Source organism: Lacibacter luteus, assembly GCF_004118265.1.
Taxonomy (GTDB): domain Bacteria; phylum Bacteroidota; class Bacteroidia; order Chitinophagales; family Chitinophagaceae; genus Lacibacter; species Lacibacter luteus.
Genome location: NZ_SDHW01000001.1, coordinates 1,265,796 through 1,279,319 on the forward strand (window position 1 = coordinate 1,265,796; position 13,524 = coordinate 1,279,319).

Annotated in this window: 13 protein-coding genes; 7 read left to right on the forward strand and 6 right to left on the reverse strand. The window is 41.2% G+C overall.

Features of this window, described 5'->3' with window-relative positions; all coding sequences use genetic code 11:
- Positions 1-8: 8 nt before the first annotated feature.
- Genes ESA94_RS04875 through ESA94_RS04885 form a run of 3 tightly spaced genes read right to left on the reverse strand, consistent with a single transcriptional unit; the run spans position 9 to position 5,169 of the window.
- Positions 9-1,337, reverse strand: coding sequence for a RagB/SusD family nutrient uptake outer membrane protein (locus ESA94_RS04875; protein ID WP_129129720.1), 1,329 nt, complete (start codon positions 1,335-1,337; stop codon positions 9-11).
- Between the two features lie 19 nt (positions 1,338-1,356).
- Positions 1,357-4,389 carry a SusC/RagA family TonB-linked outer membrane protein gene (locus tag ESA94_RS04880; protein WP_205755907.1) on the reverse strand — a complete coding sequence of 1,011 codons (3,033 nt, stop codon included), beginning with the start codon at positions 4,387-4,389 and terminating at the stop codon, positions 1,357-1,359.
- Positions 4,390-4,422: 33 nt separating this feature from the next.
- Positions 4,423-5,169 carry a DeoR/GlpR family DNA-binding transcription regulator gene (locus tag ESA94_RS04885; RefSeq protein ID WP_129129721.1) on the reverse strand — a complete coding sequence of 249 codons (747 nt, stop codon included), beginning with the start codon at positions 5,167-5,169 and terminating at the stop codon, positions 4,423-4,425.
- A gap of 157 nt (positions 5,170-5,326) precedes the next feature.
- Here ESA94_RS04885 and ESA94_RS04890 point away from each other — a divergent pair, with 157 nt between their 5' ends.
- Entirely contained in the window at positions 5,327-6,529 is a 1,203-nt protein-coding gene (locus tag ESA94_RS04890) for an anhydro-N-acetylmuramic acid kinase (protein ID WP_129129722.1), read from the forward strand.
- On the opposite strand, the gene ESA94_RS04895 is transcribed toward ESA94_RS04890, so the two are convergent.
- On the reverse strand, positions 6,513-7,079 hold the full coding sequence (locus ESA94_RS04895; RefSeq protein WP_129129723.1) for an SRPBCC family protein: 567 nt from the start codon (positions 7,077-7,079) through the stop codon (positions 6,513-6,515). The genes ESA94_RS04890 and ESA94_RS04895 overlap by 17 nt on opposite strands.
- Positions 7,080-7,164: 85 nt before the next feature.
- Entirely contained in the window at positions 7,165-8,271 is a 1,107-nt protein-coding gene (locus ESA94_RS04900) for an ABC transporter permease (protein ID WP_129129724.1), read from the reverse strand.
- A gap of 111 nt (positions 8,272-8,382) precedes the next feature.
- On the opposite strand from ESA94_RS04900, the gene folK reads away from it, so the two are divergent.
- From folK to ESA94_RS21355, 6 genes are all read left to right on the forward strand, one after another.
- Positions 8,383-8,871, forward strand: coding sequence for a 2-amino-4-hydroxy-6-hydroxymethyldihydropteridine diphosphokinase (gene folK, locus ESA94_RS04905; RefSeq protein ID WP_129129725.1), 489 nt, complete (start codon positions 8,383-8,385; stop codon positions 8,869-8,871).
- 134 nt (positions 8,872-9,005) lie between these two features.
- Positions 9,006-9,638, forward strand: a complete 633-nt coding sequence (locus tag ESA94_RS04910; protein WP_129129726.1) for a deoxynucleoside kinase — start codon at positions 9,006-9,008, stop codon at positions 9,636-9,638.
- Positions 9,635-10,870: an MFS transporter gene (locus ESA94_RS04915; protein WP_129129727.1), complete on the forward strand. Its 1,236-nt coding sequence runs from the start codon at positions 9,635-9,637 to the stop codon at positions 10,868-10,870. The genes ESA94_RS04910 and ESA94_RS04915 overlap by 4 nt, the downstream gene beginning before the upstream one ends.
- A gap of 91 nt (positions 10,871-10,961) precedes the next feature.
- A complete protein-coding gene (locus ESA94_RS04920) occupies positions 10,962-11,858 on the forward strand; it encodes an MBL fold metallo-hydrolase (RefSeq protein WP_129129728.1) in 897 nt (298 codons plus the stop codon).
- 6 nt (positions 11,859-11,864) lie between these two features.
- Positions 11,865-12,752: a hypothetical protein gene (locus tag ESA94_RS04925; RefSeq protein WP_129129729.1), complete on the forward strand. Its 888-nt coding sequence runs from the start codon at positions 11,865-11,867 to the stop codon at positions 12,750-12,752.
- A gap of 6 nt (positions 12,753-12,758) precedes the next feature.
- Complete coding sequence (locus tag ESA94_RS21355) at positions 12,759-12,905, forward strand: hypothetical protein (protein ID WP_164972653.1); 147 nt, start codon at positions 12,759-12,761, stop codon at positions 12,903-12,905.
- An 18-nt stretch (positions 12,906-12,923) separates the two neighbouring features.
- On the opposite strand, the gene ESA94_RS04930 is transcribed toward ESA94_RS21355, so the two are convergent.
- Positions 12,924-13,490 (reverse strand): UbiX family flavin prenyltransferase, encoded by a 567-nt coding sequence (locus tag ESA94_RS04930; RefSeq protein WP_129129730.1) that lies wholly within the window; start codon positions 13,488-13,490, stop codon positions 12,924-12,926.
- Positions 13,491-13,524: the final 34 nt, after the last annotated feature.

Below are 13,524 nucleotides of genomic sequence, written 5' to 3' on the forward strand. Positions count from 1 at the left end.
AAAAAGACTTATATCGACGGATCGGCCGGAGTGTTTGGATTGTTCAAACGCTCCTGATCGGGATAAGGATAGAAATTTCTGTTGCGCTCAAATGTTGTAGGAACAGGATTTACATTGTTTGGCGGAGCTGTACGTCCAAAGCGGCGACTGTCTTCCAAACGAAGACCACTTAAGTACAGTTCTGCACAACGTTGTTTGTACACTTCGAGCAACAGATCATTCACAAGAATTGAACCTGTGTAAGCAGGAAGATTGGCATGTACACCAAATGCATCACCGCTCGATTGCTGACGAACTGCATTGATCTCAATCAACGCATCCGTTACCAATCCGCCCGAACGCAGAATTGCTTCGGCTTTGATCAAACGCATTTCATCGGGCAGATAAACCGGGATGGGGCTGCTGTTTACCTGTGCAAAACCACGGATGGTACGTAACACATCGCTGCCGCTTGTTACAGGCGAACCTTGAAAATAAAAAGCCAGGCGCCCATCAGCAGGATCGAACATACCCGCAGGTAAACCAAAATTATCACGTGGCGAAAAGCTGTTTACAACACGTAACTGGTTATAAATTGGGTTAATGGATTGTGCACCATCGTACACAAATTGCGATGCAGAACTTAATGGAACAAGATTGGCTGCTGCGATTGCCTGCGTATAACGACCGGCCATTACATTGTAACGTGCCAGGTAGGCATTGATACAATTTAACAGATTAAAGTTTGCACCCAATACACGTGTATTAAATTCGGTTGATGGTGTATTTGCTGCAATTAATGCTGCTGCCTGTTCTAACAGTTCAATGGCTTTTAATAACCCTTGCTGACGGGCAACAAACGTTACACCGCCTGCCTTGTTGGTTTCTGTTGGCACCTGCTCAAATGCAGTTGCTAATCCACCAATTGCCATTGCTTTAAATAAATGTGCATGTGCTACAATACCCGAACGCATGGCATTATCAGTTGCAAGCACTGTAGGCGCATTGGCAATAATATCATCAGCCATACCCATTACACGATTCATGCGTAACCAAACACCCAATACATTACCGTTAAAAGTTGGTAACGCAGAACCGCCTGCTTCAATTTCAAGCACATTGGTAAATGTTGCAATGCCTTTTACTTCACGTGTGGTACCACCTGTTGTAATTGCAAGCGATTCGAATGCAGAAGCAGCATAGTTCTGCTTCATACCAATACTGTAAGTGATCAATCCCTCACGGGTAGAAACTACCTGTGCATCGGTTGGCCCGTTCGGGTTTACGATATCCATTTTACATCCTGAAAACACTGCAAGTGCAAGCAGGAAGATGGAATGTTTAAAAAGCTTTTTCATTGTATAATATTTTTTTCAATTAGAAATTAACGTTAACTGCAAACAGGACCATTCTCGGAAGCGGCACTTCCACAAAATCGAAACCACGTACTGCATTGTCTTGCCCTGCAGCATTTACTTCCGGATCCCATCCACTGTAATTATCAAATGAAAACAGGTTGCGCCCTACAACACTTAAACGCATGCTGTTGCCTTTTAAAAACTTTGGCTTCATATTATACGATAGCGATAACTCACGCAATTTCACAAACGAACCGTCTTCGATCCAGTTTTCGAAAATGCTGAAGAGTGCTGCGCTTGTACCTTTTGGAACTTTGCCTAACAGTTCTGCTTCATACCCTTTCAAACCACCATAAAAATCTCTGTCGCCCACACGTTTTGTAAAGTTGAACACATCGTAACCAAGCATGGCATCCCATTGCATACGGAAATTGAATTTGCCGAAATCGAGCTCATCAATTTTTGAAATGATATGTTTGGGATTGGGCTGACCAATTACTTTACTCAGCAATGTACCTGTTGGCTGTCCGTTTGCAGCACGTTGTACAGTATACTTGCCGTTTGCTAACTGAATACCTCTTTCACGTTGTGGTAAACCATTCAGATCAAGCAATAACGTTCCATCAGCATTGCGTGCAAAGAATGTACTGTAATAAGCACCCAAAGGATAACCGTTTACAGCTGCCACCTGGCCAAAGCCGCCGGCGAATGGTAATACGCCATTACCTTCTACACCATTCACTACGTTTTTGTTATTGAGGTAAGATAAAGTTGATACCCAACGCAACTTATCCTTGTTAAGAATGGCAGCACGAACGAGAAACTCAAATCCTTTGTTCGTCATTGTACCAATGTTTACAAAACGATTGTTATAACCTGTTGTTGGTGCAAGTGTGCGGTTGAGGATAAGATCTTTTACATCCTTATTGAAATAGCTGAACTCGATACTGATGGCATCGTTGAGTAAACCTAAATCGAAACCAAATTCAACTTCTGTCTGGCGTTCCGGTTTAACGGTAAAGTTACCCAGTGTTGATGGTGCAATATATCCTGCCTGTCCACCGTATACCACTGGTGAGAAATTTGTAAAGCGATCGTACTGACCAATAGCTGTTAAGTTACCACTTTGCCCATATGCAGCACGCAGCTTTAAGCTACTAACTGCTTTTGAAAGATTATCGCTCCAGAATTTTTCGTTTGATACGATATACGAACCACTCACTTTAGGGAAGAACTGCCAACGGTTATCGATACCATAAACAGAAGATGCATCAACACGTGCAGCACCCGTTACAAAATACCTGTTCTTATAACCAAATGTCTGTTGCAGAAATGCACCCATAATTACACGTTCGCCTCTGAATTCGCCTGCCGCAATTGTACCATTGTTAATCGTTTGTCCAAACGCACCTAACTGTGTTGCATTAGCCGAAAACGTAAATGTGCGGTCGTATTGCAATGTACCTCCCAACGAAGTGGTGGATTGCAGTTCGCTGACAATTTCTTTTTGATACGTTGCAGTAAGGTCATTATTCAGCTGCATTACCGTTGCATCAGCACGGCGTATAAAACCTCCGTTATAAGAAGGAGTTGTATTGCGTGGCGGAATATAAGCTGTTGCAGTTTGTGTATAGTTATCAATACCCGAAGTAAACTCGATATTTAAACCTGTAACCGGTTTAATGGTTAATTGTGCACTTGATACAATACGACTTGTACGTTGGCGAAAATCGAAACGTTCAATTGCTTCCAACGGATTGGTACGTGCAACAATTGCAGTAGCATTTACAGATGGATAAATACCTGTGGCAGGATCTTTATCGGGATTAACATAGTTATTGCCGAAAATAAATCCGGTTAATGCACCATACGCTTCATTAATACCACCATTTGGAATTTCTTTACTTGTACTGTGTGTATAGGCTGTATTAAAATTAAGAGTGGTTGTTTTGTTGAGTTTTTGCTGCAGGTTTAAACGAAAGCCATTGCGCATAAAATTGGTATTACGTATAATACCTTCGTTATAAAGGTTAGCAACGGACGCATAATATTTTGTGTTAGCTGTACCACCCGAAACAGACAACACATTTTCTGTACCTATTCCGTTCTGGAAGATCTTATCCTGCAAATCGTAACGCTGTACCGGAACTGTTGTAAGGTCGCTTGCTGTAAAATTTGTAAACCGGAAAGGCACCTGGTTGTACTCCATTTTTTTACGGAGTGTACTGCTGCGTAATTGTGTAGAGAAACTGAACTGTGGCTTTCCTTCACGGCCTTTCTTGGTAAAGATCTGCACCACCCCATTGTTTGCTCTTGAACCATAAATGGCAGCAGCTGCAGCACCTTTAATGATTTCAATACGATCAATATCCGCCGGATTAATATCAACCAACCTGTTTTGTGCATAACCTCCCAAGTCGATCAACTGGCGTGAATCGTTATTGACAATTACACCATCAACAATATATAAGGGGTCAGAAGAACCAACAATCGTACTTGGCCCACGTAACCGAACAGTAACACCACCGGCAGGGTTACCACTGTTTTGTGTAACCTGTGCACCGGCCACTTTACCCTGCAGCCCCATATCAATTGATGTAGCGCCACCTCTTGTTAACTCTCTGCCCGATACTGTTGAAATAGCATTGCCCAATTGTTTCTTTTTTGTAGCAACACCTGTACCTGTTACTACCACTTCATCTAAACCTAAAACGTCGTCGCTTAATTCGGCGTTGATCGTATAACTGCTTTTTCCACTTTCAATTGTTACACTTGAAGTGGTAGATTTAAAACCTACACCCGAAAACTCCAGCACATACTTGCCGGGTTTCAGGTTTGCCGAAAGGCTGTAAGCACCATTTGCATCGGTTGATGTACCTGCTGTGCTGTTACGCACTACAACCGATACGTTTACTGCAGGCGCATTTCCTGCACCGGTTACTTTACCCGAAATAGTTACCTGTGCGGTTGCAACCGAACAGAGCAGTAACATTGCCGGCCAAACAAACAGATGTATCCATCTGCCTGTCTTTTTCTCATTACATCTTTTCATTTTTCAGTTTTTAGTTTGTGAAGGCTTTCATCGTTACAGAATACTAAGTCCGGCGTTTTTATACGGTTGAAAAATTTTATCATCGGGTGATAATTCGGTTATAAGTGTATCAAATTCGTTAACCTTACAAACCTGTATGCTTTGCGATGTGTTTACTTTTTCGGAGATAGATAAAGCGATGACCTCATTCGCCGATTCGATCATGGCTTTTTTTACCTGCACCACATCATAATCATTATCGGTTAAACCATGTTTTATATCCAGTGCATTAATTCCAAGAAAACAGAGATCAACTTTAAACTGCCTGATCTTTAAAATAGCATCGGGGCCAATGGTGATCTGTGAATTTTTCGAAAGCTTATCGCCAATAAAAATCACTTCAATAGTTGGGTGATGTATATACTCCAATGCTGCAGGCAAACTTCCTGTAATAAATGTTGCGTGCAGATTATCGGGCAGCGCCTTTGCCATTTCAATAATGGTAGTACCGCCGGTACTCATTACAAACATGCCATCCTTAACAAGCGATGCGGCTTTTTGTGCAATGGTTTTCTTTGCATCAATACTATATACACTGGAAGAATTGATGGAGCTGTTGAACGAACGGGATAATGCGCCACCATGTACTTTGATTATTTTTCCTTTATCGGCCAGCTCCTGCAAATCACGACGAATGGTATCTTCCGACACATTCATTTGTGTGCTGAGATCGGATGACAGTACACGGTTGTGCAGGTTTACCTGGTGCACAATAAAGGCTTGTCGTTCCTGTTTAAGCATGCTGGTTTTGGCTGTTAATCTTTTAAAAAAGGCATCAGAAAATTACTAAAGATTAAAAAACCTGCAAAAAAATGCAGCCTTATTATTTATGAACGGCATAAATCGGCATGTAAAATTCAGATAGTTCGCAAATACGGGCATTTACTATATTTATTGTATGAACAGGAACATGCAGGCGCTTACTGCCATTGCACAAAAAAAGCAACGCTACATTATTGGATTAATGAGCGGCACCTCTGTAGATGGTTTAGATATTGCTTATTGCCGCATTGAAGGCGAAGGGCACGATACAAATATTCAATTGCTTGCCTTTGAAACCATTGCTTACGATCCCGATTTTAAAGCCGAGATCAAATCGGTGTTCTCAAAAAAAGAAGTTGATCTTGAAAAACTCTGTCTGCTCAACCCATGGGTAGCCCAACAACAGGCAGCAATGATCAATGGCTTTTTAGCAAAGCATCAAATTGCAAAAGAAGATGTTGACTTGATTGCCAGCCACGGGCAAACCATTTATCATGCACCAAAAGCATTGCATCAACAGGAAAAATTCAGCAATGCAACTTTACAGATAGGCGATGGCGATCATATGGCGGTTGATACGGGCATCATCACCATCAGCGATTTTCGTCAGAAACATATTGCTGCCGGTGGCGAGGGTGCACCACTTGCAGTGTATGGCGATTATTTTATTTTTTCGAAGAAAGGAGAAGACCGCATTATGTTGAACATGGGCGGTATTGCCAACTTTACGTTCTTACCCGGATCTATGGATGCAGAGAAAATTTTCAGCACCGATACCGGCCCCGGCAACACCATGATGGATGCGTTGATTCAACAGGAGATAACCGGAAAATATTTTGATGAAGATGCTGCCGTTGCACGACAGGGCACAGTACATGAAGCATTGTTAAACGCATTAAAAGATCATCCGTTTTTTGAACAGGGCTTTCCTAAAACAACCGGACCGGAATTATTTAATCTTGCTTACCTCGAAACCGCAAAACAAAAAGCAGGTATTGAAACCATCAGCGCTGCCGATGCAATGACAACACTTAATCTTTTTTCCGCACAAACCATTGCAGAAGCGGTGCAAAAAACCATGCAGGGAAACAGCAACTTTGTTTTGTATGCAAGTGGTGGTGGTATGCACAATCCTTTATTAATGGAACGGATAAAACTTTTATTGCCTGCTGTTCCAATTAAACTAACAAGCGACTTAGGTATTAATCCTGATGCAAAAGAAGCGGTGCTGTTTGCAATACTTGCCAATGAATGTATTGCCGGCGGCACTATTGAATTTGGAAAAACATTGAAAGGTATTCCTTCAGTAACGATGGGCAAGATCAGTTTTCCCTGGTAAGTGCAGCTGTTGAAGAGCCATACTTCTGTTCGGTATAACTGCGGAATTGCTCAAGTCCTTGTTCAAAAGCCGAACCGATAATTTTATCGATGAAGATGCCAAAGAAACGTTCCCACGGATACCACTTCAGTTTGTACTCCATATACCAAAGCACTTCTGTTGTATTGCTGCTGATGCTTCTGATGCGGAAACCACCTTCGGAAGTATTCATATCTTTTATTTCATGCAGCACTAGAATTTCATCGGGCTTAATGGACTGTATGGTGAAGGTGCCTGCACTGTTCAGCTTCACTCCTTTCCATTTAAAATAAGCGCCCGGTGCATTGGTAACAGCAGAGGTTTGCACAATAGCACCGCTATCGGCTGTTATCCATGGCAACCATTGGTTCCAGTTCTTTACATCGCTCAACTCCTTGTACACATTGCTGCTGTCGGTATTTACAATAACACCTCTCGACACTTTTACACTCGATGGTATCAGCAACCCAATAATAGTAATGACAGCAAACAAGCCAATCAAAACAAACAAAAACATTTTTAGTAAACGCATAGAAAAAGTTGATCGTTCATGGTTTATAGTTCATAGTTGAAGTACCCTTACTTCGTACCTCGTACCTCTCACATCGTACTTTGCATCATTCCCAACGAAACACTTTAATGGCAACAGCGTACAATGCAATACCCCACAAACCAAGAATGCCCAGCTGTTTTCCGCAATCAATTAAATGACTTCCTTCAAACGCAATATTACGCATGGCATCGTTCAAATGTGTTAAGGGCAATATGCGGCAAAGCGGTTGTAACCATTTTGGAAAAGTATCGATTGAGAAAAATGTTCCCGCCAATAAAAACTGTGGCAGCGTAAACATATTTGCAAAAGGCGGTATAGTGCTTTCGTTCTTTGCGAGGCCGCTTACAATAAATCCAAAGCCCATGAAAACAATCAGCCCCACCAAACTCAATATCAGCAGTTCAATAAATGTAACAACGCCATGCACCAATGTAAATCCAAATACAAATTTTCCGATGAGCAGAATAACTACTGCTGTAATTAACTGGAACAATACACGGCTGATGCCTTCGCCAAACAAAATATATCCACGTTTGATGGGTGTTGCAAAAAAGCGTTTCAATACCAGTTGCTGACGCAGGTTAAAAAACAAAAACGCCACACCAAACACGCCGGCACTTAATAAAGAAAATCCTAACTGGCCGGGCAGAATAAAGTCGATGGCTTTATACACACGCCCCGGCATTGGTGGAGGCAAATCAATTTTTGCATAAGTAGGTGCATCAGGTGCAGCCCTGCGATCGATGTTTACAATAATATCTTTTAAAGTTGATTGAAGAATAGCTAACCGATCAACACTTGCTGTTGATGTTAACAGGCTGATATTGTACAAAGGAAACGTATCCGATTTATTCGGCTGCATATCGATCAACGCTGTAATACGTCCTTTCGATAAATCGTTCCGCAACTCCTCTTCGCTCTTTTCAACAATACGGATGGTTTTGTATTTCGCCAGTTGCTGGTAAACAGCATTGCGTTGTGTTGTATCGGTTGTTTTGGTAAAACCTATGCGAACTGTTGGGCTGCCACCACCGATAAATCCAAACACCAGTATAAAAATGAGGGGAAAGGCGAAACTGAAAATAACTGCCGATGGACTGCGAAAGATTGCCCGGAAACTTGCTTTGGAAATAGCCAGCATTGCTTGCCACTGGCTGTAGTTATTACTCATGCCGCAAAGCTATTTGTTTATGCAGTTGCCCCGAAAACTTTTTAAAGGGTTGCCAGCCTTTTTAAGGTTGGCAACCCTTCGCATTATTTTTTACTGCCCTATTTTTACAGCATGGCTTATCATGTTTCGTACATTTTATTGGGCAGCAACCAGGGGCAACGGAAACAGTATTTAAAAAAAGCAATTGCAGAAATAAGACAACGCTGCGGCGGCCTTGTAAAAGAATCGGCTTTGTACGAAACTGCAGCATGGGGTAATACCCAACAAGCAGCTTTCCTCAACCAGGTCATCATTATCCATACACAGCTTTTGCCCGATGAGTTGATGCAGGAACTGCTGAACATTGAACAGGAGCTCGGCCGCATCCGTACCGAAAAATATGGCCCACGCACCATTGATCTGGATATTTTGTTTTACGACAATCTTATTTATCATTCGCCAAAAGTTACCCTGCCCCACCCGGCCATACAAGACCGTCGCTTCGTATTGATCCCTCTTGCTGAGCTTGGCGAACGCAAAATCCATCCTGTTTACCGCAAAACCATTGGTACTTTATTAAGAGAGTGCGCCGATCTGCTGCCGGTGAAAAAGCTGAATTAATAACAGTCAGGCTGCTTAGTTTGCTTCTTTTGCTTGTTTGGGTTGAACAACGGCAAGACGATCCAACGCATACTTTTCCACAAACTGAATAAGTTCATTCTGCAAATTCCACGCATGTTTTAATTTGCCGCCGGATGAAGTACAATTTTGTAACAATAGAAGGGAATATCGGTGCCGGTAAAACAACACTGGCACATTTACTAAGCAAACATTACAATGCCCGATTGATACTGGAAGAGTTTGCCGACAATCCTTTCCTGCCTAAATTTTACGAAAATCCAAAGCAGTTTGCGTTTCCGCTTGAATTGTTTTTTATGGCTGAGCGATATAAACAGCTGAAAGAATTACTGCACACACAGGATCTTTTCAACTCCATTACTATTTCGGATTACCTGTTTACAAAATGCCTGCTGTTTGCAAAAGTAAATCTGCCGGCAGATGAGTTCAGGCTCTATCAAAACCTGTTCGATATCATTCACCAGCAGCTGGTGCAACCGGAGTTGCTTATTTACCTGCATTCGCCTGTTTCACGCCTGCAACAGAACATCCGTAAACGCAACCGGAGTTATGAGCAACAGATAGCCGACGATTACCTGTTCAGTATCCAGGAAACTTATACGCAATACATCAAGCAACACAATATTAAAACGTTGTTTATTGATGCCAGCAATGCTGATTTTCTTGGCAATGAAAAGCATTTGCAAATTGTAATTGAAGCATTAGATAAGGAATACGAACAAGGTCAGCACTACATTACATTACCATGAGTACGCATACAAGGCAACCCTTTCTGTTAAACAATGAGTTTGCATGGTACGTTACAGCACGTTTAATTTTTCTTGCAGGCTTACGCATGACTCCTGTTTTACTTGGCTGGAAATTATATGAAGTAACAGGGAGTAAACTTTCATTGGGCGTACTTGGTTTATCGGAAGTGATTCCTGCTATTTTATTAGCGTTACCTGCAGGTGTTAAGATCGACCGCAGCAATAAGCAACGCCTCATCAGCATTTGTATGCTGTTGTACTTTTTTGTAATGCTGGGTATGTTGTTTGTTACCTCCGATTATTTTATTCATACAACTTCGCCTGCGGCTGTGCAGTGGAGTATTTACGCATTGGTTGCAGCTACAGGCGCCATTCGTGCATTCAGCAGTCCGGCATTCAGTGCATTTCTTTCGCAGCTCGTACTTCCAACTCAGTTGGTAAGAGCAACTTCCATTAACAGCATGGCATGGCTGCTGGCTGCAGTAATTGGTCCGGGTGTTGCAGGTTTGCTGATGGGTTATACCAATGTTACCATTGCCTTTACCGTTGTATCATCGCTTGTATTGATTGCTGTGTTTTGTATGCAAAACGTAAAACAAAAACCTGTTTTATTTAAACCCGGCAATACCCGTACATGGGAAAGCGTGAAAGAAGGCATTCATTTCATACTTACACAAAAGGCATTATTAGGATCGATGACGCTGGACATGTTTGCTGTTTTGTTTGGTGGTGTTACTGCATTGCTTCCTGTTTTTGCAAAAGACATTTTACATCTTGGTCCCGAAGGTTTGGGTTGGTTAACAGCAGCAACTTATCTCGGTAATTTTATTGCCATTGCTGCACTTACCTGGAAGCCGTTAAAAAACAACCAAGGCCAAAAACTGTTTTATGTTGTTGGCGGATTCGGACTTTGCATTCTTGTATTTGCACTTTCGCAAAATTTCTGGTTGAGTTTTGCTGCACTGTTTGTGAGCGGTTTGTTCGATGGCGTGAGTGTGATCATCCGTGGTACTGTTTTGCAACTCTTTGTGCCTGATGAAATGCGTGGGCGTGTAAGCAGCGTAAGCTCTATCTTCATTAACAGCAGTAACGAACTTGGACAGTTTGAAAGCGGAACTGCTGCATCGTTATTAGGAACAGTCCCTTCTGTTATTTTCGGCGGCTGCATGACCTTGCTTGTCGTTACTGTTACCTGGTTTAAAGCACCCAGCCTTCGAAAACTGGAGTATTAATTTACCATTCATCCAATTTATCGGCTAATACATTTCCTGTCTGTAAACAAAACAGCAGATTGTTTATTTTACAGGTAATAAATCAACATGTATGAACCGTAAACATTTCCTGCAATCGTCTGCACTTACAATAGGCGCACTTGCTGTACAGCAAAACTTACTTGCACAATTACTGCAACAACCTGCATGGAAAATAAAAATGTTGACAGATGATATTGGAGTGTTTACCGAACGTGGCGGCACTATTCTTTTCTACTTGAGCAAAGAAGGTATTGTTGTGGTTGATACACAGTTTCCCGACCAGAGTAAACACCTCATTGATGAGTTAAAGACCCGTTCTGAAAAACCATTCAAGTTACTCATCAACACCCACCATCACGGCGATCACAGCAGCGGTAATATTTCATTTAAAGGAATTGTAGAACATGTATTGGCGCATGAAAATTCAAAAGCCAATCAGGAACGTGTAGCCAAACAAAGCAAGAGCGAAGACAAACAACTCTATCCCAATCAAACTTTTGGTAAAACCTGGAGCCAGAAAATTGGCAATGAAAAAATCACGTTGCAGTATTTTGGTGCAGCACATACAGATGGTGATGCACTCATTCATTTTGAACATGCAGATATTGTACACATGGGCGACCTCATCAACAACCGCCGCTACCCATACATCGACCGTACCGCAGGTGCTTCCATAAAAAACTGGATTGCCGTACTGGAAAAAACAACCAAACATTTCAGCAAGAAAACAACCTTTGTTTATGGTCATGCATCGGAAGGATTTGAAGTGTATGGTAAGATGGACGACATCAAAGCCATGCAACACTACTTTGAAAATTTGCTTGCATTTGGTGAAAAAGAAGTGAAAGCAGGAACAAGCAAAGAAGACTTCCTTAAAAACAAAGCGATACCCGGCGTAACAGAATGGATTGGCGATGGCATCCAACGTTCGCTGGCAGCAGTGTATGAAGAATTAACTGCAAAATAAAGCTTCATGAAAAAAAGAGGGTTCATATTCTTTTTCTTATTAATTGGAGTATCATGTTCCCAAAAAAACAAAAACTCCGGAATAGAATATATCAAGGCCCTTACAATATATCGAACAGATTCTGTTAATGCATACAATAAGGGGCTCGGTGTCTATTGGTTCCTTTCACATGATTTCAATACAGATTCTTCTATTTCAAGATTCCCCATCTCAATTGAACCTGTACTTTTCAAAACTCATGTTGGAAAATTAAACAAGGCTTACTTAGATACGCTTATTAATACAATAAAATACTTGAAAAAATTTCCCGAGGGAGTCATTCCAACATTTGATTCTACTTCCCATTATTGTGGCCCTGAATTTCATATGGAATTTAAAGATGCAGAAGGCACACATTTTTATTCGTTTATTGTGGAGGGAAGCTCTCCAATTACTGAATTTTCAGATTTTTTCTTTCGTATGAAAGATTTGAATTGGGCAAAAAAAGATGTAAATAACAATATTGTTAATTCAGATAAAGAAACTGTTAATGCAGCCATTAAAGCTGGATTTTACGAGGAGATTTATCCGCATTATGTAACAGCTTTGTGTGGGGAAGGAATTAATTTTAGTAAGCTACACGGTGAATGGCGTATTGCCGGACAAGGAAAAAAAGATACCTATTACAAAAATGTATTTACAAAAGGTGGTGAATATTTTTACGAAAGAATTGAAAGAGATAGTCTAACTAATAAATTCAATGCAACCTATAAAGTAGACACACAACAAAACCTGATCATTTTAAATAAAAATGGTTCTATAAAAAAGCTCAGAATTCTAAAACTTACCGATGAGTGCTTTGAATTTGAATATGTAAAAGAAAAATATAAAATTGCTAATCACAGAATAAAATAAATTCACATGTGGATCGGCATTATTTTATCGATTGTATTAACCATCGCCTTTTTCAGCTATCGCAGAAACAGGGATATTCCATTTCAAAGCAGCGAATCGAACGACAGGAATTATAGTAGCGATGGTGATTCGGGAAGTGATGGCGGCGACTGATCATTCATCACTCATCACTCATTTCTCTTCATTTCCCCACCGAAACGTTTTCACATCAATCCCTGCAAGATCCAACACACGGTCAACAACTGTTGAAGCAACTTCTTCAATTGTTTTTGGTACGCTGTAAAAACTGGGTGTTGCCGGGCAAATAATTCCACCTGCAAGCGTTACTGTTTCCATATTGCGGATATGAATAAGATTGTACGGCGTATCACGCACCACACAAATCAGTTTTCTTCTTTCCTTCAGCACCACATCAGCTGCACGTGTAATTAAATCGTTGGAAATACCTGTTGCAATGCGGCCCAGTGTACCCATGCTGCAAGGGATAATGATCATTGTATTGAACTGACCCGATCCCGATGCAAAAGGTGCATGAAAATCGGTTGTGGAATAAACCTTGAACGGAAGTTGTTTATACGATTCGTCCTGTAGTTCGGTACGCCACACTTCCTTTGCATTTTCCGTCATAACTAAAGCAACCTCTGTCCACTGTTCCTTTGCTGCAGAAAGTTTTTCCAGCAGTAATTTTGCATAGATGGAACCACTGGCTCCGGTAACTGTAACAACAATTTTATGCACTTATAAGCGTTTAAATGAATAAGATTAACAAAAA

What these genes read in the sequence shown, in the direction of transcription:
- ESA94_RS04900 (WP_129129724.1), bottom strand. Translation starts at nt 8,271, where the DNA reads ATGAGTAATAACTACAGCCAGTGGCAAGCAATGCTGGCTATTTCCAAA.
- ESA94_RS04925 (WP_129129729.1), top strand. Translation starts at nt 11,865, where the DNA reads ATGAAAAAAAGAGGGTTCATATTCTTTTTCTTATTAATTGGAGTATCA.
- ESA94_RS21355 (WP_164972653.1), top strand. Translation starts at nt 12,759, where the DNA reads ATGTGGATCGGCATTATTTTATCGATTGTATTAACCATCGCCTTTTTC.
- ESA94_RS04910 (WP_129129726.1), top strand. Translation starts at nt 9,006, where the DNA reads ATGAAGTACAATTTTGTAACAATAGAAGGGAATATCGGTGCCGGTAAA.
- ESA94_RS04885 (WP_129129721.1), bottom strand. Translation starts at nt 5,169, where the DNA reads ATGCTTAAACAGGAACGACAAGCCTTTATTGTGCACCAGGTAAACCTG.
- ESA94_RS04915 (WP_129129727.1), top strand. Translation starts at nt 9,635, where the DNA reads ATGAGTACGCATACAAGGCAACCCTTTCTGTTAAACAATGAGTTTGCA.
- ESA94_RS04890 (WP_129129722.1), top strand. Translation starts at nt 5,327, where the DNA reads ATGAACAGGAACATGCAGGCGCTTACTGCCATTGCACAAAAAAAGCAA.
- ESA94_RS04880 (WP_205755907.1), bottom strand. Translation starts at nt 4,389, where the DNA reads ATGAAAAGATGTAATGAGAAAAAGACAGGCAGATGGATACATCTGTTT.
- folK (WP_129129725.1), top strand. Translation starts at nt 8,383, where the DNA reads ATGGCTTATCATGTTTCGTACATTTTATTGGGCAGCAACCAGGGGCAA.
- ESA94_RS04875 (WP_129129720.1), bottom strand. Translation starts at nt 1,337, where the DNA reads ATGAAAAAGCTTTTTAAACATTCCATCTTCCTGCTTGCACTTGCAGTG.
- ESA94_RS04920 (WP_129129728.1), top strand. Translation starts at nt 10,962, where the DNA reads ATGAACCGTAAACATTTCCTGCAATCGTCTGCACTTACAATAGGCGCA.
- ESA94_RS04895 (WP_129129723.1), bottom strand. Translation starts at nt 7,079, where the DNA reads ATGCGTTTACTAAAAATGTTTTTGTTTGTTTTGATTGGCTTGTTTGCT.